The organism is Streptomyces sp. NPDC051207, assembly GCF_040682395.1.
Lineage (GTDB): Bacteria > Actinomycetota > Actinomycetes > Streptomycetales > Streptomycetaceae > Streptomyces.
In genome coordinates, this window is the sequence record NZ_JBFBAX010000011.1 from 1 (window position 1) to 17,951 (window position 17,951).

Annotated in this window: 11 protein-coding genes and 4 pseudogenes; 4 read left to right on the top strand and 11 right to left on the bottom strand. The window is 69.7% G+C overall.

Features of this window, described 5'->3' with window-relative positions:
• Positions 1-85: pseudogene (locus AB0M97_RS13520) on the top strand (IS5/IS1182 family transposase); the annotation flags it as partial.
• Between the two features lie 620 nt (positions 86-705).
• Here the strand turns inward: AB0M97_RS13520 and AB0M97_RS13525 are convergent.
• Positions 706-1,173 carry a hypothetical protein gene (locus tag AB0M97_RS13525; protein ID WP_365960991.1) on the bottom strand — a complete coding sequence of 156 codons (468 nt, stop codon included), beginning with the start codon at positions 1,171-1,173 and terminating at the stop codon, positions 706-708.
• Positions 1,174-1,754: 581 nt separating this feature from the next.
• On the opposite strand from AB0M97_RS13525, the gene AB0M97_RS13530 reads away from it, so the two are divergent.
• A complete protein-coding gene (locus AB0M97_RS13530; protein WP_365961125.1) occupies positions 1,755-2,081 on the top strand; it encodes a GGDEF domain-containing protein in 327 nt (108 codons plus the stop codon).
• Here the strand turns inward: AB0M97_RS13530 and AB0M97_RS13535 are convergent.
• Positions 2,080-2,680 (bottom strand): annotated as a pseudogene (locus AB0M97_RS13535) (transposase); the annotation flags it as partial. The gene AB0M97_RS13530 and the pseudogene AB0M97_RS13535 sit on opposite strands and share 2 nt — an antisense overlap.
• Positions 2,681-2,996: 316 nt before the next feature.
• On the opposite strand from AB0M97_RS13535, the gene menE reads away from it, so the two are divergent.
• Positions 2,997-4,184, top strand: coding sequence for an o-succinylbenzoate--CoA ligase (gene menE, locus AB0M97_RS13540; RefSeq protein WP_365960992.1), 1,188 nt, complete (start codon positions 2,997-2,999; stop codon positions 4,182-4,184).
• A gap of 95 nt (positions 4,185-4,279) precedes the next feature.
• Here the strand turns inward: menE and menC are convergent, their stop codons facing one another.
• From menC to AB0M97_RS13570, 6 genes are all read right to left on the bottom strand, one after another.
• Positions 4,280-5,392, bottom strand: coding sequence for an o-succinylbenzoate synthase (menC, locus tag AB0M97_RS13545; protein WP_365960993.1), 1,113 nt, complete (start codon positions 5,390-5,392; stop codon positions 4,280-4,282).
• 80 nt (positions 5,393-5,472) lie between these two features.
• On the bottom strand, positions 5,473-6,261 hold the full coding sequence (locus AB0M97_RS13550; RefSeq protein WP_365960994.1) for an SDR family oxidoreductase: 789 nt from the start codon (positions 6,259-6,261) through the stop codon (positions 5,473-5,475).
• The gene (locus AB0M97_RS13555; protein WP_365960995.1) at positions 6,252-6,968 is read right to left on the bottom strand and encodes an enoyl-CoA hydratase/isomerase family protein; all 717 of its coding nucleotides are present in this window, start codon (positions 6,966-6,968) and stop codon (positions 6,252-6,254) included. Before AB0M97_RS13555 ends, AB0M97_RS13550 begins: the two co-directional genes overlap by 10 nt.
• A 4-nt stretch (positions 6,969-6,972) precedes the next feature.
• The gene (gene menD, locus AB0M97_RS13560; protein ID WP_365960996.1) at positions 6,973-8,805 is read right to left on the bottom strand and encodes a 2-succinyl-5-enolpyruvyl-6-hydroxy-3-cyclohexene-1-carboxylic-acid synthase; all 1,833 of its coding nucleotides are present in this window, start codon (positions 8,803-8,805) and stop codon (positions 6,973-6,975) included.
• Complete coding sequence (locus tag AB0M97_RS13565; RefSeq protein ID WP_365960997.1) at positions 8,802-10,310, bottom strand: glycoside hydrolase family 88 protein; 1,509 nt, start codon at positions 10,308-10,310, stop codon at positions 8,802-8,804. Before AB0M97_RS13565 ends, menD begins: the two co-directional genes overlap by 4 nt.
• 15 nt (positions 10,311-10,325) lie before the next feature.
• Positions 10,326-11,453 carry an isochorismate synthase gene (locus AB0M97_RS13570; protein ID WP_365960998.1) on the bottom strand — a complete coding sequence of 376 codons (1,128 nt, stop codon included), beginning with the start codon at positions 11,451-11,453 and terminating at the stop codon, positions 10,326-10,328.
• 1,529 nt (positions 11,454-12,982) lie between these two features.
• Here AB0M97_RS13570 and AB0M97_RS13575 point away from each other — a divergent pair.
• Positions 12,983-13,162: pseudogene (locus tag AB0M97_RS13575) on the top strand (hypothetical protein); the annotation flags it as partial.
• 132 nt (positions 13,163-13,294) lie between these two features.
• On the opposite strand, the gene AB0M97_RS13580 reads toward AB0M97_RS13575, so the two are convergent.
• From AB0M97_RS13580 to AB0M97_RS13590, 3 genes and pseudogenes are all read right to left on the bottom strand, one after another.
• Positions 13,295-14,566: an FAD-dependent oxidoreductase gene (locus tag AB0M97_RS13580; RefSeq protein ID WP_365960999.1), complete on the bottom strand. Its 1,272-nt coding sequence runs from the start codon at positions 14,564-14,566 to the stop codon at positions 13,295-13,297.
• 755 nt (positions 14,567-15,321) lie between these two features.
• A pseudogene (locus AB0M97_RS13585) lies at positions 15,322-16,443 on the bottom strand (IS630 family transposase).
• A 267-nt stretch (positions 16,444-16,710) separates the two neighbouring features.
• Positions 16,711-17,874, bottom strand: coding sequence for a histidine decarboxylase (locus AB0M97_RS13590; protein WP_365961000.1), 1,164 nt, complete (start codon positions 17,872-17,874; stop codon positions 16,711-16,713).
• Positions 17,875-17,951: the final 77 nt, after the last annotated feature.

The window sequence follows — 17,951 nt, forward strand, 5'->3', positions numbered from 1 at the left end:
CCGCTACGAGCGCAAGCCCGAGCACTTCCTCGCCTTCGCTGCCATCTCAGCCACCCTCATATGCCACCGTAGACTCACCAACTGAAATGGCCTCTTACCGGCGGCCATCGGCGGTCTGGCCGGTCAGCGTCCGGATCCCGATCCGGACGGGCTCCGCCGCCCGCGTACCGGGAAGCGGGAAATACCCCCGACACGTGCACCCGCTAAAGCGCTCACCCGGTCGCTCCGCCTGGCCCTCGCCCACCCGACCCCGGCGGGCGAGGACCGGACAGGCCGACCGGCCGCCCTGCCCGCGCCCGCCAACGAACAGCCGGCGGGCGCGGCGCTTGCTGCCCACCGACATCAGGAGGGCCAGCTCGTGCTCATCCCCCGCCCGCGCCGCCGGATCGGCCGGCCCCGTCCGCAGCGCCCCGGCCTCCGGCTACCCGCACCACCCCGACCGGCTCCCCAGCGCCTGGAGCTGGTGATGCGGAGCCCTAGGAAGAAGCGCCCTCGCGAGTGAAGCGGTGCCGCGCAGCGACGCGACGCTGCCAACTGGAGTTGCAGCAGGTTCGACGAGGCCCGCAGCGACCGCGTTGCCGCAAATGCGCAGGTGAACATGCTGCCTGGCACGGTCAGACGGCCGCGAGTTCTCGCAGTCATGGGCAGATTCTTCGAGCGGATCCAGCCTCCTGCCCATTGCTGGAGCAATCCGGAAGTCGCCGCCTAAGCAATCCAGTCCTCGCTGTGCCGATGGCGATGCAGCCCCACGGCTGCGAACTCGTCCGTGGCCGCATCTGCCACCACACCCAGCCTCCGGAGGGCCTGTGAGATCGGGCTGCCGGCTGATCCGAAGGGCTGACCCTCCGGGACATGGAGTGGTCCCAGTACGAGGGCCCCGTCAGCCCAGACGGCGGCGTGTTGCTCGCCGACACCGCCGAAGTACTCGGCTTCCACATAGGCCACCAATCCGGCGGCTGACCAGTCCGCAAGCCGCTTGTCGAACCCGCCCGGAAGCCGCCAGAACCCCACAGGCACTTCGGCGCCGTCCGTTGCAGCGTCGAAGAGCTGGTCCGTGATCGGCATCAGCGACAGACCTTGGCCGAGAGAGGCCACCCGAGCGGCAGGCAGGTCCCGTGAGGCACCACGGAGCACCTCGTCTTTGGCGATGACTGCCTGCAGTTCGTACCCCATCCCAACGCCCCCTCCACGGATCGGAGGCCCCATCTTGTCGCACGCGCTGACGTCGAACCCGCGTGGCACCCATGGCCAGGGCTTTCCCTCCTCCACCGGGTTCCGGAGAGAGCACCGATCAGAGTCCTCGAACCCGCTGGTTTCGGAGTTCGATCGGCGCGCTCTTGAGATGCCCGGCAAGCTGCCGGACGGCTGGGAAGCGCGCGGTGTGCACCTCGGCTGGGAGCTCGGCTGGAAGGCCGCGACCGCCGGCCGCTGGAACGACCCGTACAGCTGGCACGCGCCGACGGCGGCGACTTCGAGCTGTAGCTCTGCCCCGGGACGGCCGCCATCGGCCTGGTAACCACGTCGACCGCCCCGGGCCCACCCAACGGACTCCATCCTGCGCGTTCAGGGCGGGATTGGCCCGCGCACCCTCCTGACACCGCCGCTGACCGGCTGGACCGTGCACGCCGTCGCGTTGCACCGCAAGCTCGCCGCGATCCACAAGGACCCGCTGACCGGCCTGCTGCGCCGCGACGCTTACACCGCCCCGCGACCGCCGGATCCTGGCTCGCCACGGCGACACCGCGACCGTGGTCATGGTCGACGCCGACCGGTTCAAGGAGATCAACCACGGCCTGGCGCACGTGGCTGGCGACACCGTCCTCGCGGTGATCGAGGCCCGGCTCACGGCCTGGGCAGGCCCGCGCGTATCGGCCGGCCACCTCGGAGGCGATGAGTCCTCTGTGGTCCTGGACTTGCCCGCCGATCGCCGGGAGGAGCGCCTGGGCCAGTTGGTCCGGATGCTGCACACGCCGGTCACCCTGGGCGACGGCCGCACCGTCGACGTTGCCGCCTCGGTCGGCGCCGCGTCCCCGGACGTGATCGGCACACGCGATCTGACGAGTCTGCAGAGGGCGGTGTGAGCCTCAGCTGTGTGTGGGCGGTGATGACGCGCCAGGTCCAGCGGTCCACGCCTCGGCGAGCGGAGCTTGGGGCGGGTCCAGCCGAGGGCCTGCTTGATCATGCGGAAGGTGTGTTCCAGGTCGAAGCGGCGGAGCAACGCCTGCCAGCGCAGGTCGACATCATCGTCGGTCATGCCGGTGCGAGAGGAGCACAGCCACAGGGGCAGCCGGTCGTGTCGCCAGGCAGGCGGTCGACCTGCAGGCGGATCAGCGTGCCTTCGATGACGGGGAGTGCGCCGGTGTAGTCGATCCACGCCGAGCGGGGGGTGAGCCGGGAGGAGGCGGTCGAAGGACATGGCTTTCGCGGTGCCGTAGCGGTCGGTGACCTGCACGGTTGCCTGGTCGGGATCGCTGCAGGTGTCGGGCTTGGCGAAGCGGAACTCGCCTCCGTGCTTGGGCGGGCACCGGCCATCGGGGTGGGTGCGGTGAAACTCCTCGCGGGTGGGTGCGGGGCGGCGCATCACTCGGTCCGTGCACTTCCGCCCGAGCACCTCAACCGGCAGGCCGGCCAGGAGGTAGGCCATGCGCGGGGCGTCGTAGCCGGCGTCGAAGACGACCAACGACCAGCATCTCCGGATCGCCCAAACACCGTGGTGGTCCGCCCCATCGGCCAGGCCCACTGCCCCCAAAGGGCACCGGGGGCGAGTCCCCAAAACCTGTATCAGGGCTTCGCGGGCAGCAGTCTGGAACGGCTGTCCGCCCTCAGCGATGGCGTCGGTGTCCTGCCATGCGCGTGGGTGGCGAAACAGCGTGCTCCGTTCAGGTCTAGGCAACTCCCCTATCACATAAGGCCGTTAGACTGCTCGGCGGCAGGATCTACGGCGCGCAAAGCGTCCTGGGGCCGCACCTCGGGCGCTCGACCGGGGGGCGGCGACGATGTTGGTGACACTGCCTTGTGACGGGTCGCCGGAGTCCACGACGGCCTTGGCCGCGGCGGTCGGTGCCGCGTTGGAGAGTGGTGGTCCCGCGGTCCTGCCTGTGGCGGCCGCCGCCGCGCGGCCGTCGTTCGACGTCACCGCCGGTGTACCCGACGGAACGGCGGCCGTCGTCGGGACGTCCGGCTCGACGAGCCACCCCAAAGGCGTGCTGCTGTCGGCCGACGCCCTGCGCGCGTCCGCGGAGGCGACGCACGCCAGGCTGGGCGGGCCGGGCCGTTGGCTGCTGGCATTGCCGTCTCACCATGTCGCGGGACTTCAGGTGGTGGTGAGGTCGCTGCTGGCGGGGAGCGCCCCTGTCGTTCACGACTCGCGCGACGGGTTCCGCGCCGAGGATTTCCGCTCGGCCGACTGCCGGTACACCGCCCTCGTGCCCACCCAGCTCGTACGTCTGTTACGGGCGGGCGGCGCGGCCGTCGACGCCCTGTGTGCCTTCGACGCGGTTCTGCTGGGGGGCGCCGGCGTGCCGCCCGAGCTCATCGACCGCGCCCGGGCGGCGGGGGTGCGGGTGGTGACCACGTACGGTATGAGTGAGACCGCCGGAGGGTGTGTCTACGACGGGGTGCCACTCGACGGTGTACGCGTGCGGGTCGTCGATGACCCGCGGCACGTGGACGCCGAGGGCCCCGCAGAAGGGGACAGCCGGGGGTCGATACTCCTCGGCGGACCGACCTTGGCCTCCGGGTATCTGGGCGAGCCGGAGCTGACGGCACGGGTCTTCTCGGGCGGCTGGTTCCGTACGGACGACCTCGGCCGGTGGCGTGCAGACGGCCATCTGGACGTGCTCGGCAGGGCTGACGACGTGATCATCACGGGAGGGGTGAAGGTTTCCCCGTCAGTGGTGGAAGCGGTTCTGCGCGAGCAGCCCGGGGTGGGCGATGCCTGCGTCGTCGGCGTGGCCGACGGCCACTGGGGGCAGATCGTGGCTGCGGCCGTCGTGCCCGACGAACCGGGTGCCCTCGGGGCGGGCGCAGAGGGTGAACTGGCAGGTGCGGTACGGGTCCGGCTCGGGGCCGCGGCCGCGCCGAAGGCTGTACGAGTGCTGGCCGAGCTGCCCGTGCGGGGCGTGGGGAAGCCGGATCGGAGAGCCGTCCACGGACTCTTCGAGAGCGGCGGCGGCCGTCTCTGACTGCGCTCAGCCGTCAGTCCCCTCGATGGTCAGCTGTCAGCCCCTCGGTGATCAGACGTCAGTCCCCTCCGTCATCACCGTCAGCCCTTCCGCGATCAACCGTCTGCCGTCAGCCGCGCATGCCTCCGCGTGTGCGCGGCCAAGAAAGCCATGTCGACCTCATACGGGACAGGCTGATCGGGGACGTCGATCAAACCGTCCTTGGCCCGGGTCTCGGGGGTGACGATGTCCCGGTCGAAGTACTTGTCCGAGCCGGAGTTGTCGCCGGGCAGGGTGAAGCCGGGCAGTGAGGACAGCGCGATGTTGGCCGCGCGGCTGACCCCGAAGTCGTGCATGCCACCGCACCAGACCGGTGTCCCGGCAGCCAGACAGGCGTCGTGGGCCAGCTTGGCTTCCAGCAGGCCGCCCAGCCGGGCCGGTTTGATGTTGACGACCCGGCAGCTGCCGAGTTCGAGGGCGCGACGGGTCCGCTTGGCGGAGTTGAGGCTCTCGTCGAGACAGAGCGGTGTGCGCAAATTCTGTTGCAGGACGGCGTGCTCCGCCAAGTCGTCCCAGGCGAGGGGTTGTTCGATCATCATCAGGTCGAAGGCGTCGAGCTCCTTGAGGTGGGGGATGTCCTGGAGGGTGTAGGCGCAGTTCGCGTCGACCATGAGCGGCAGGGTGGGGAACCGGTCGCGTACCGCCTCCAGCACGCTCACGTCCGCGCCGGCGCCGATCTTGAGCTTCACCCGGCGGTAGCCTTGGTCCACGTGGCGCTGGACGGTGTCGCACAGCCGCCCGAGATCGCGGTCCATGCCCAGGCTGACGCCCGATTCCACAGTACCGCGGGCGGCGCCGCCGAGAAGGTCGGGCAGCGGGCGGCCGGTCGCGGCGGCCAGCAGGTTCCAGGCGGCCATCTCAATGCCACTGCGGGCGAAGTTGTTGGCCTTGACCCGGGAGTACAGAGCGGTGAACTCCTCGATGGTGTCCCATGCACGTCCCAGGACGGCGGGCACGAGGAAGTCGTGCATGACGGACCACACCGTGTCCGTGGTCTCGCCCGTGTAGTACGGGTCCACGGGCGCGGGTGCTTCGCCCCAGCCCACCAGCCCCTCGGCGCTTGCCCGCACCACCACGTGGCGCAGTGTGCCGGCGCCGTGGGTGCTGGCTTGGAAGACATGGTTGAGGCGCAGCTCGATGACGTACAGATCGATCCGGTCGACGCGCATGCGGATACTCCCGCTTGTTGGGGTGACAGGTGTGGGGGTGGCGGGTGTGGGGGTGGCAGGTGTCGGGGTGACAGGCTGACTCATGGTCTGAGGGACGAACCCCCGTCCACCGTCACCGTGGTGACCGTAAGGTGTGCCGCCTGGTCGGAGGCGAGGAACCCCACGACGGAGGCGATCTCCTCCGGATCCGCGAACCGCCCGCGCGGGATGCCGACGCGGTAGCGGTCCGGCTCCCCGTGCAGCAGTGCCTCACGGCGACCGGAGACATGCCAGTTGGCGCGGGACATCGCGGTCTCGGTGGTGCCCGGCGCCACGACGACGCAGCGCACTCCGAGCCCGGCGAGTTCCAGGCCGAGGCAGTTGGTGAGGTAGTGGGCCGCCGCCTTGGAGGCGCCGTACAGCCCCTGGCCGTTCTTGACGATGGTGGCGCTGTTCGACCCGATGGTGATGATGCGGCCCGCGCGGCGGTCGGCCATGCGCCGCCCCACCGCACGCATGCAGTTGAACGGGCCGCGGGCGTTGACCGCGAAGACCCGGTCCCACTCCGCGTCGTCGTGCGCGGTGAGCTCGGCGACCCGGCCCAGCACTCCCGCCGCGTTGACCAGAACGCCGATCGGGCCGACCGTACGCTCGGCCGTCTCCACGACCCGTTCCACTTCGGCGGAGTCGGTGACGTCCAGACGCATCCCGAGCGCCGATGCACCCTGGTCGCGCAGCGACCGTGCCACTGCGCTGGCACCCGCGTCGTCGATGTCGGCCACCACCACGGACGCTCCCGCCGTGGCCAGGCAGGAGGCGACGGCGGAGCCCATGCCGCCGGCCGCGCCGGTGATGAGAGCGGTGGTCCCCGCGATGCCGGTCAGTCGCATGTCTCGTCTTCCCCCTCCCCCGGACCGAAAAAGGCGTCCAGCGTGCGACGTTCGACCTCCATACGCTCCATGTCGCCCCCGAGGGCCTGTAGTTGGCGTTTGAGATGGGAGGACGTTACCGGGTCCGCGCGAGCGGTCTGCGCGGCCACCTCGACGGCGGCCGCCCGTGCCTCACCCCGTGGTACCAGGCGTTGCAGCAGCCCGATCCGGAACGCCTCGTCGGCCGGTACCCAACGGGACGTCAGGAGAATGTCCCTGGCGGCCGCCGGTCCGACGACACCGACCAGCCGGGCGGCCCCGATGGGGATGCCCATCTCGGCGCCCGGGAAGCGGAAGGAGCTGCCGTCGGCGCCGACCCGGATGTCGCACGCCGCGGCCAGCTCCGCCGCGACGGCGACACACCGCCCTTCGACGGCCGCGACGACCGGCTTCGGCGCGGTGGTCACCGCCTGGTGCAGCCGGGAGAAGGCCCGCATCCTGCGCGCCCGCCCCGTCGCGTCCAGTTGCTGGTTCCGGTCCGCGCCCACGCCGAAGTCCTCTCCTGTGGTGGCGATGACCAGGGCGCGTACGCCGGAGTCCGCTGCCGCGTCCGCCACGGCGTCGGCGACCAGCTCGGCCATCGACGTCGTCAGCGCGTTGCGGGACTCGGGGCGGTTGAGCAGGAGGGTCCGTACTCCTGGGGCCAAACCGTCGACGACCTGGATCACGCGGTCACCCGAGCCGTTCGAGTTCGAGGGCGGCGTCGACCGCTTCGGCCACGGCCGAGTGCACACGCTCGTGCACGGTGACGTTCGCCTCGCGGTCGGTGCGGACATGGATCACTGACACCCCTTGTTTTCCGACGAGTTCGGCCAGGACGGCATCGAGATGACGGTGGTCGCCGGCGGAGCGGACCGTGACGCCGTACGCGGCCGCGATGGCGGGTATGTCGGCGGACTGCGGGGTGCCGAAGAGCGCCTCGAAGGTGGCTGGTGGCAGCCGCCGGGCGGGTGGGAGGAACGAGAAGATGCCGCCGCCGTTGTTGTCGACCACGACGAACGTGCAGCTGAGCCCGGCGTTCGCCGCGCCGAGCAGGGCACCGGCATCATGCAGGAAGGTGAGGTCCCCGATCAGTGCGACCACGGGGTCAGCGGATGCCGCCGCCGCGCCGAGCGCGCTGGAGACGACGCCGTCGATGCCGTTGACCCCTCGGTTGGACAGGACGGTCGGTGGCCGGTGCCGAGGCGCGGTGAACCACTCCAGATGGCGGATCGGCATCGACGATCCGACGACGAGGGCCGTGCCCGGCGGCAGGACCGACCACAGTTGGCGCGCCAGGCGTGGCTCGGTCCAGTCGCTGTAGCTGTTGAGTACGGCGTCCATGGCTTGCTGCGCGGCGGCCTCGGCGTCGGCCCAGGCATCGCGCCAGCCGGACGGGACGGGGTGCGGCACGGCCTCGGCGGCGGCGCGGCAGAGCGCGGTCGGGTCGGCGCACAACACCGTGTCAGCCCTGCGCTGCGGGTCCCGCCACCGCCAGTCGGGGTCGACGGCCAGATGCTCGATGGCCGGCTGGGCGAGCCACTCGGCCATGACGCGCGAGGCCCAGCGCTCACCCAGGTGGAGCACGGCCCCCGGACGCAGCCGGTCGCGGGCGGCGGGAGCACGCAGGATCGCGTCGGCCGCGGCCACGGTGGTGGAGTGGGGTGTACGGGCGCCCGAACGCGGGTCGGCGAGCACCGGCCAGCCGAGCGCGTCCGCCAGCGCCCGGACCGCCTCCGGGTCGCCCGCGCCGCTGCCCGCGACGATGACACCGCGCTGACCGGCCCGCCCTGCCAGATCGCGGACGGCCTCCGGGGAGGGGGCACGCACACCGCGTACGACACGGTGCCACGGCCCGGCGGCCCGGGCAGGCGGGAGCGGCCCCGGCTCCGCGACGAGGGGATCGCGGAACGCGAGGTTGAGATGGACCGGTCCGGGCCCCGAGGGACCGTACGCGGCTTCGGCGGCCGCCCTGGCGGCCAGCGACCGCCAGAACACCCCCTGGTCCGGCTCGGGCACCCCGACCTCGGCCGCCCAGCGTACGGCGGATCCGTACAGGCCCGGCTGCCGCATCGTCTGCGGAGCCGCCACCTGCTGGAGCTCCGGCGGCCGGTCGGCCGTGCACACCAGCAGCGCTACGCCGCCGAGGTCGGCCTCGGCGACGGCGGGGTGCAGCTCTGCGGCCGCCGTGCCGCTGGTCGTCAGGACCAGCGTCACCCGCCCGGTGCGGCGGGCGATGCCCAGGGCGAAAAACCCCGCCGAGCGCTCGTCGAGCCGGATGTGCAGCCGCAGCCTGCCGTCGGCGGCGAGGGCCAGCGCGAGCGGCGTCGAACGGGAACCGGGGGAAACCACCGCGTCGGTGACCCCGAACCGTGCCCACTCGTCGACCAGGGTGGCGGTGAAGGTGGCCTGGACGCGTCCGGCGTCCGCCCCCGAGTGGGGCGCGCTCGCACTGTCGGCCGACTGCTCGGTGGCGTTCCCACGGGGCCGCGCGCGGTCCTCGGAAGCGGTCTGGGGAGTCTTCATGGCCGCGTCCAGTCCTTTACCGTGCCGAGCCGCACCAGTGCGGCGCCGAGCTGCCCCATCAGGCCGTTGCCGACCCCGGAGAGCATGCGGTAGCCGCTGCGCTGCAATTCCTCGCCGCCCTTGTTCGACGGTGAACCGCCCGACAGCCAGCCGTCCTCGGTGAGATGGGCCTCGGCCAGCACGTCCCACGCCCGCAGCGCCGCCGCGCCCTCGCGGCCGGCCTCGAACTGGCCCTGCTCGGTGCCCAGAGCCAGGGCCGCGGCGATACCCGCGGATCCGCAGGTCTCGGCACCGGTCTCCGGCTCGCCGAGGTAACAGTCCCAGATGCCCGCGGCATTGCGGTGGGCCAAGGCCAGGGCAGCGACCCGCCGGGCCTCGTCCCACAGCCCGGCGGTGTCCGCCGCCTCGCCGAGCTCCGTCAGCGTCCGCACCAGGCCCAGCAGGTACCACGCGTAGGCGCGGGCCCAGTTGCGGTACAGGTGGGTGCCGTCCGGGAGCAGACGCAGATGGAGATCGTCCTGCGTGCACAACCTGGCTCGGCGCAGCCGCAGTTGTCGCAGGGCCGACTCACGCAGGGAGGGATCGGCCGTTCCCGCTATCGCCGCCATGGGGTAGGCGACGGTGTACGAACCTTCGGCGGTCGTCGGTGCGTCCTTGACGCAGCCCTCGTCGTCGGCCCGGACCCGCCAGGCCTCGACGGCCCGGGCCAGGGCCGGATCGAGGGGATCGAGCTTGGCGAGGACCGCGTACGGGAGTGTGGCCTCGATGCCGTAGAGGCGGTTGTCGGCCGGGCGCCCGCGCGGATCCTCGTACCGCAGGGTGCCGTCGGGGAAGTAGACGGCCAGATGGTCCGCGAGTGCGGTGCGCGCGCGGCCGTCACCGGGAAACGTGACGGTCAGGTCGTACAGCGCATCGAGCACGCACCCCTCCATCCAGCCGAACGGCTGCAGGCTGCCGATCCCGGTGAGGGTGCGGTGCAGCGCGGTCACGCGGTCTGCCGCGTCCGTGGCCGGGGCCGGCGTGGCGCCGTCGAGGCTGTCGAGGTCGTCGAGGAGCAGCATGGGACGGCGCACCGGGGGCGCCTTCGGGCCCGCGAAGATCCACAGTGTCGGAGGTCCACCGGCGAAGTCGCTGTCGGCAGGCGGTGGTTCGGACAGGCTGAGCGCCACACCCTCGGCGAGGGCGAGCCGCGTCGCGTCCCGGTCCAGGGGCGCGTCGTAGGGCTGATGGCAGTCGGGGTAGCGGATGTCGTACGTCGTGAGCGGCTGGTGCGTCTTCGCGGAGTGCGCGTGCAGGCGCACGGCTCCCCGCAGGTCGCAGGCGACGAACAGCCGCAGACGCCCCGTTGCGGCAGCGGCCCGCACGGGCTGCTCCAGCAGGGTGGGGCCGCCCTGAGAGGGCGTGGTGACGGGGGCGACGGACCAGTCCAGCGGGGTGCGCCTGTCGGCCGGGAACGGGATGTCCGGCGCGCGTACACCGGAGAATTCGGCAGCGGTCGATGCCATGATTCGCTCCTCCGGTCAGGGCGCGATGAGAGCGGGCAGAAGGGCGTCGAATTTCGCGCGGGTCTCCGCGAGCTCTTCGGCGGGATCCGAGTCGGCCACGATTCCGCTGCCGGCGAAGACGGTCGCGATCGCCCCGTCCAGTTCGGCGCACCGAATCGTCACGCACAAACAGCCGTTGTCCTGTGCATCCACCCACCCCAGAGTCCCGCCGTAGAGGCCGCGGTCCCAGTCCTCGACCCGGTCGATCACTTCGTAGGCGGCGTCACGCGGCCAGCCGCAGACGGCCGGTGTCGGATGCAGGGAGTCCGCCAATTCCAGAAAAGGCGGGTGATCCGGTTTGAGTTCGACCGTCAGATGGGTCATGAGGTGCTGCACATTGGCGAGTTTGAGGATCTGCGGTTCCTTCTCCACGTGTACGCTGACCGCGTGGGGTGCGAGCGTTTCGAGCACCATGTCGCGCAGAATGCGGTGTTCCTGCTGGTTCTTGGGGGACTCCACGAGCCAGCGGGCGAGCTCGCGGTCCGAGGCGTCGTCACCGCCGCGGCGGACGGTGCCGGCCAGGGCCTTCGACTCCACGTACCGCCCCTGCTTGGAGAGCAGCAGCTCCGGGCTGGCTCCGACCAGGCCGAACGCGGAGAAGAGATAGGCGCCGGGGAAGGTCTGCGCCAGTCGGCCGAGGACCTGCGTCGGCTGGATGACGGTGTCGCTCATGACGACCACCCGCCGGGCGATCACCGCCTTGCGCAGCTCTCCCCGCCGTACGGCACCGGCCACGTCGGCGACGTTCCCGCACCACTCCTCGGGCTGCTCGACCGGCCGTAACGAATAGGATCGCGCTGCCCGATTGATCTGCGGCGGAGGCCCGAGGGAACCGAGGAGCGCACGGTGGTCGCAGCCTGGCGCCAGGCGCAGAGTGCGTTCCGGGACGGCGAGCCGGACGGGTTCGCCGCGCCGGAAGGGGAATGCGATGAAACCGACCCCGTCCCCGTCCCGTAAGAGGTCGGCAATGTCCTGACCCGGGCGGACGGCGTGGTCTGCCACCTGCTCGACTCCGAGCAGGGAAAGCTCTGGTGAGGAGAAGAGGATGCGCTGGTTACCGATGAATTGAATCGCTGCTTGGGCAGCGTCGGATAAGCTCGGCACAACAACCCCCGTAGGTGAGCCGAAAAATGCGATGTGGCCGTTCTTGCCGGTCAGCGAGATTCATCAGCCACAGCGAACACCCGGGTCGAGCGTGACCGCGTTGTCGCGACGAAGTCAAGGGAGAATTCGCGCCACGCGAGATATCGGTGATCCGATGCGCCGAGGGTTCTGGGGGTGTGACCAGCTAGAGGCTGGTTCTAGAAAGGTATTCCATGCGGATGCTTCGCGGCGCATACTCGGCTCAGGCGTTGCGTGCTCTGGAGCTGGAGCACGGCGGCTGGCGCGGGTCGGGTGCGCCGGGGACCCTCCGCTTCGCGTACGGGCCAACTCCTGGCGTACGGGTCGCCGCGGGTGTCAGGGGCTTCCCCTTGGAATGCCCGGCAGGGGGAATAGCAACCACCCCGCTCCCGCACTCGGGTGGCGGCAAGTCACCGGTCCGCATGGCTGGGCCGGCACAACGTCGGGGAGACCGCAGAGCGGGCTGCCCCCGACACCGCCAGTGCCTTCGCGTCCTGGTCCCTGACCGCACGAGGGGAGGCCGAACCATCGGCGCCGGCCGAGGAAAAGACGGACTCGCCATGGCGGAGCAAGCGATTCGCCAACCGCGTCCACGCCAGGCACGCCACGGTCCACGAAGTGCTGGAAGGTGGCCACAGCCGCCGTTCCATCGGACGCCATCCGAACATGACCTACCGCGCCGTCAAGAGTTCCGCCGGCGCTGCGGAGCCGGAAGACCTCTTCCGCGGCCAGGCAGCACACCAGGACCTCCGTCCTCGACGAGTACAGCCCGACCTGGACGAACGCTGGGACGAGGGCTGCACCAAGGCCTGGAAGCTCTGGCAAAAGATCGTTCCCCTGGGCCCAGATACTCACCGAGTGCCAGGGCGAACGGCTCCCGCAGTGGCTCGGCGCCGTCCGTCAGGGGACATGCCAAGCGGATCAAGATGCTCACGTGCGAGATGTTCGGCCGGGCCGGCTTCACACTGCTCCGCAAGCGAGTCCTGTTGACTCTCTGATCGGCGTCAGATGCGCGCGATAGCTTCACGGCATGGGTGTTTGTCTGGTGAGCGTCGGCGCGGAGGAATGGTTCGGCGACGAGGAGGACGGGTGGGCGAAGTTGGCCTCGGCGCTCAATACTGAACTCACAGGGCGGAGCCTGCCACCCTACGAGGACGTCCCCGCAGAGACGGACTTTGCACCTGGTTCAGAGCAAGCCTTCGAGGAAAGGCTGACCCCCGATATGAACGGGTTCCTCGCCTTGTGTCAGACGCATCTGTAACGGAAGGAAAACGGGAGGAATCGGAGGCCCTCTGCGGCTGGGCCGTGCTCGTGCCCTTCTGGCTCGATCAGGAGATCTGGTAGCCCCTCGATTCTGCCGACTACGAATTCATGGTGGTCGGCGTTCCTCAGGTACCCACAACTCACACAGGAGCGTGGACCAAGGACCCGGACACAGCCTTCTACGTCGCACTGTTCCTGCGCGCTGCACAGCACTCGATCCGACGCGGCTGCCCCCTTGTGGGCACCGGAACATGGGCCAGCCCAGCAAGTGCAAGCGGGCCGTCCGGATGTCCGAGGACACCTTTCGGCGATGCCGGGCTCGAGGGCGAGCCGGAGCCCGACTGGATCCAGTTCTTCTCCGAGGCCGAGCTCAACGGCGAGAACACCCCTCCTTCCGCGACCTCGCCTATGCGGCCGGCCGCAGCCCCAGGCCACGGAGAGCGGCGTCGGAAATCGGTGCGCCGCAGGTGCCCAAGATCTCTGCGCGGGCGGCCCTCAGGCTGGCCGCCCGCCCCGAGCTTCACGGCAGGCCCCGGATTGGCGCCCTTCAGCGGTGCCAATCAGCCGTATACGGGCTGTTCCACGGAGATTTCCTGCCCGTCGAGCTGAACCGTGGTGAAGGTGGGCATCCGCAGGTCGGCGTAGGCGTCGGCATGCTGGTCCACTGCAGCAGGACGCAGGTCGACCGCCCTGAAGGAGGCGCCCTCCATGCTCTCTAGCAGGCCGATGACCTCGCGGGCGCAACCGTAGGAGAGGCTGAAGCCACTGCCCCCGTGACCGTAGTTGTGGACGATGTTGAAGCCGTACTCCTTCTCGACGCAGACGTTCTCCACACGGTACGGACGCAGACCGGCGATCACGTCCACGTCCGCGTCGGCCAGTTCGATTTCCTTGAGCAGCTCGGGCGCGAACCGCTTGCAGCGGTCGAACATCTCCTTGACCGGACCGTACTCCTTGCCGATGTGCGTGTCGTACTCACTGGGCTCCACCAGGCCGCCCAGGATCAGGTGGGTCTGGCGCGGGACGATGAAGACCATGTCCTGCTGGTGCGCAGTCTTGGAGATGGCGTAAGCGGTCTTGGGCTGCTTGCCATTCTCCCAGCGGGACATCGGCACCCTCACGAGGGCACCGCGCAGGGGAACCATGGAGGCGCCGGCCAGCTCCGCGGCCCCCATGCCGGTGCAGTTGACGATGGCGTCCACACCGAAGTCCTTGCGGATCTTCGCGCTCTGCGGCGCCAACCGATCAGTGATCCGCTTGCCGTACTGCACTTTGACGTTGTCGTACTTGTCGAGCTCGTGGCGCAGCCAGCGCGTGTAGAGGGGGGTGTCGATGGCCGGCACCCGGAGCTGATAGCCGTCCTTCACCCTGAAGGACGAGGGAACCTGCTTGAGCTCGTCCTGGGTCAGGCGGCGGAAGCCGTCGATCTTCTCTTCATTGGAAAGCTTCTGCAGCTCCTCCATCTTCGTGCGCTCGAGCCAGTCGTCCTCGATCTTGATGCCGAAGTAGGAGTTGGCTGTGACCATATGGACACCGGCCTCCGGGGCGAGCTTGCGGAACTGCTTGTACGACTCCACCGACCAGTTCTTGGACCGCATGATCGACAACTGGTTGCCGTGCTGGCCGCATACCGCGGGGGGAAACTCCCACAGGGCGCCAGCAATCACGGACACGGTCTTGTCGGCGGGCCGCTCGGCGATGACCTGGACGTCGTACCGCGGCTCGCCGTCATCTTGGACCCGGGCCAGTTCCAGGGCGGTGGTGAGGCCGCTGACTCCGGCCCCTACGACCAGGACCTTCTTCACACGTTGCGGATGCTGCTGCTCAGACATGGCGCTTACCTCGTTCGACAGAAGAGTCCCATGGGAAAGGACACTCACGGGGGGGGCTGGCACCGCCAGAGCAGGAAGACCCTGCCGGGCGGAGGCCCGATTCATCCGGGCTTGCCCCTCAGTGATCATCCTTCACCGGTCGCAGCTGCCTGGCTCGTCCGACAGGCACGCAAAGAGTGGGCGCTCGCAGCACAACCCCCGGCGCATTAGGGGCGCATATGACAACGGCACAGGATGAACGATCGTGAGAGGCGGTCCCGCCCGTCACCTCAGGGGAAGAGCGCTGCCGAACAGTGCCGTGCCACCCGCCGGCTAGTGCTGTGACCGGCATGGTTCGCCGGGCTGATGGGTGGGGAAGTGGCGGTGCTGATCGGGAGGTGTTTCGAGCAGCCGCTGCGTAGGGTCTGCCGGATGACGCTCGCTCATGATGTGGCCGGAGACGGTCCGGTGCTGGTGCTGTTGCATTCCGGGGTGTGTGACCGGCGGATGTGGGATGCCCAGTGGCCGGCCTTGATTGACGCCGGCTAGCGGCAATCCTTGCGCCCTGCCGTGTCCTGTCGGGCGCGCACGATCTGGCGGACTTCCGACAGATCGCTGCCCGACTGCCGTATCTGCTCGCGAACGCCGGCCACGTCGAACTGCCATGGGCAGGTCACCTTCCCGGCCTGGAGCGGCCATCGGCCGTTACCGGTCTGCTGATCGGCTTCCTCAAGGAGAGAGTCCCTGTCGGTTGAGCCTGCTCGCGGCCCGTCCTGTCATGAGGCGTTGAGGAGGGGGCGTCCGTCCCGGCGGATGCCTTTCTCGCCGCCGATGCGGGCACGTTCCTTGCGCTGGGCGGCCAGCACGTCGGGAGGGCGGGGTTCTGGCGTTGCGCCAGCGCACGCAGGCGTGCGGTGCACGGGTCTGGACAGTGTGGTTCGGATGGTTGGAGTCGGCCAGGGTGAACTGCCGCAGCGGGCCGAAGTGCGCCTCGATCGGGTTGGCCCAGGAGGCGTTGGTCGGGGTGAAGCACAGCTCGACCTTGTTCTTCCGAGCCCATTTGGCGGATCTTGCTGCCCTTGTGAGCGGAGAGGTTGTCCAGGATCACGTAGACCGGGGCGCCGTCCGGACGCGCGGTCCGGATCGTTTTCAGCGCAGCCAAGGATGAGGCCGCGCCCCTGTGGCGGCGGTTGTCGCCCCACAGGGTGTCGTCGCCGCCCGAGTAGCAGCCGTGGAAGCAGGTGACTCCGTGGGTGCGGTGGTAGGTCGCCGGTTGACGGTTGGGCCTTCCCTGCTCGGCCCAGCAGCACCCGCCGGTCGGCCGGATACCCAGCGGTCCGAACTCGTCGAAGGCGAAGACCCGGTCGGGGAAATGGGCCAAGACGTGCTCGGTCCGGTCGAGTTGGCGTCGCGGTCGGGGTCGGTGTAATCCTTCCATGTCTTCGTGCGCTGAAAGGTGATCTTGCGGCGGGCCGGCGGACAGCGCAGGACCTCGCGGCCGATCTGTATCGGGCGGGCGACGTTGCGCCACATGTGGTCGGCGAGTTTGCTGATCGACCAGCGCGTGAAGGGATTGCCGAACTTGGTGGGGCGGGTGGTGGCCGTCTGGATGACGAAGTCCTCGTCGTCATCGCTGGGCAGGCGGGGGCGGCCTCCCGCCCACCGAGGGTCCAGGCAGCCGAGCCCGATCTCGTTGAATGGGTGGATCACGTCGCGAACAGTGTCCTCGTCCGCCTGGACGAGCTGGGCGATGACCGGCACGCGGTTCCCGCCAGCTGAGGCCAGGAGCATCATCGCCCCCGGTAGCGCACCGTACTGGCACTGCCCCGCCTCACGATCCACTGCAGCTGCCGCCCCTCTGGATCGGTCAGTCTGCGTACTCGGACGGGCTCTGCCACCGGGCCTCCATCTGCCAGACCGGATGTGGCCTTACATCCAACCGGCTCAGCCAGCACTCCGGCGAACCTTCCCGGTCACAGCACTAGTCCGGGTGTTGAGGTTTGCTGCAGCCAGCACCTCCGGCACACCCCGGTCAGCATTGAGCGCGATGGTGCGTCAGCGAGCGACAGGGCCGCCTCTGTGAAGTGTCCCCTTTGTCGCGGCGCAGGTCAGCTGGGGTTCAGTGGAGTGATGCCGGTGCCCGCGTACAGCTCGGGTGAGGCCGATCACCAGTTCGCCTCCAGGTCGCGGCAGAGTGCATCGATGTGCTTGCGTTCGACATGCGGCATGGTGTTCAGATGGGCGCGACCGCCGTCGTGCAGCAGGGCCCAGCGGTCACACAGTTCTTGGCACGGCGCATCGAACAGCACCGTATTGGAGTCCGGTACGTACGACGGATTTCGGCCGCATGCCCGCAAACGCTCGGCAGCGTACTCGGCGGTGCGCACACAGTGCATGACCCGGTCCGCCAGCCCGCGACGTCCCAGCCGCCGCAGCTCCCGCCACAGCAGTGCCGGTGCCAGAGCGTCACGCGAACCGCTGATGGTGTCGTCGTCCGCGCCTACGGCCACACCGGGCTCCCTGACGTCCGCCACGAGGTCCGCGCGGGCCAGGGCGATCCCGCTGGGCACCGGAGAGCCGATCATCTTGTGACCGCTGATAGCGATGCTGTCGGCCCCGTCGGCGAATCCCCAAGCACGGGGCCGCGGCCCCAGGGCGGCGAGGGGCCCGCCGAACGCGGCGTCTGCGTGCAGGTGGTAGCGGTCGACCCCGGCCTGATGCAGCGCTACTCGCACACCGATGAGATCGTCGACTGCGCCCTGCCCCGTGGTGCCGATCGTGGCGACGACCACCGCGGCCCTTCCGGGGTGCTCACGGCAGCGGGCCCGAAGACTGTCGGGGTTCATGGCCGCGTCGGGCAGAACGCCCACTTGCGCGTAGTCCATCCGCAGCAGGCGGGCGATTTTGGGCACGGAGTAGTGAGCTTGGGTGGAGGCGTACAGGACCGCATCCGGGTAGCGTTCCCTGCCCAAGTACACCCCGAAGATGTTGCTTTCCGTGCCTCCGTTGGAAACGTAGCCGAACGTCGTTCCGGGAACGGCGCCCGCGAGGTCCGCGAAGAACGCGACGACGGCGCGTTCCAGGGGCTTGGTGTTGAGATGGTACTGGCTCTCGTCCTGAGGGCTTCCCACGTTGTTCGCATGGAGGCCCAGAAAGCCGGCCAGACTGCGGTGGTCAAAATCGAGGTTGACCGGGAAACCCAGGGCAGTCCCGCGTGCTCGCAGCCCTTCGGCCATGAATCGGTCGAGAAGCTGCTGGTCGAAGCGCAGCCCTTCCTGAGTGCGGCCTTCTTCGCCGATTTCCAGGTCTCCGTCTGACGGAAAATGCATCGCTTCTCCCTGGGTCGTCTCCTTGGCACGTCGCCCCGACCGGCGGGCGTCCTGTCTTCCTGCCCGCGTCTGCGGCG